At 73.2% G+C, this 557-nt stretch carries 1 protein-coding gene; it reads left to right on the top strand.

From position 1 onward, the window contains the following. Positions 1–455 (top strand): GNAT family N-acetyltransferase (locus tag K6I34_RS37895; RefSeq protein WP_229332531.1); only part of this gene is annotated, 455 nt, incomplete at its 5' end. Positions 456–557 lie beyond the last annotated feature (102 nt).

Below are 557 nucleotides of genomic sequence, written 5' to 3'. Positions count from 1 at the left end.
AACGCGCCCAGGGGCGCGGAATCGTCTTTGCGGTGGCCGAATTCCTCACCCACCGCCTCGTCGGCTGCGTCCACCTCCACCACACCGACTGGCGCGCCCTCTCCGCCGAGATCGGCTACGTCGTCGCCCCCTGGGCCCGTGGCGAGGGCTACGCCTGCGAATCCGTGCTCGCCGTGGCCGAATGGCTCTTCCGCGACCAGCGCTTCGAACGCCTGGAGATCCGCACCGCCGCCGACAACACCGCCTCCCAGCAGGTCGCCCAGAAGATCGGCTGCATCAGCGAGGGCGTCCTGCGCAACGCCTGGATAGGCCGCGGCCGCAAGCCGGACGGCGGCTGGACGGAGATCCGCTCCGACCTCATCGTCTGGAGCCTCCTCCCCGAGGACCTCGACGAGCCGCGCGAACAGTACGCGTCGGGCTCCGGCTACGCGGCCGCCTTCCCCGACTGGCGCTGACGACTGACGCTGACGGTCGGCGCTGACGTCCCCGACCGGCGCCGGGCCCGGCGCCCGCCGCGCACACCGGAGCGCGACCCCGCACGCGTACCCCCGGCCCTG

Source organism: Streptomyces sp. UNOC14_S4, assembly GCF_020740835.1.
Lineage (GTDB): Bacteria > Actinomycetota > Actinomycetes > Streptomycetales > Streptomycetaceae > Streptomyces.
This window is presented reverse-complemented; position numbering and strand designations above follow the sequence as displayed.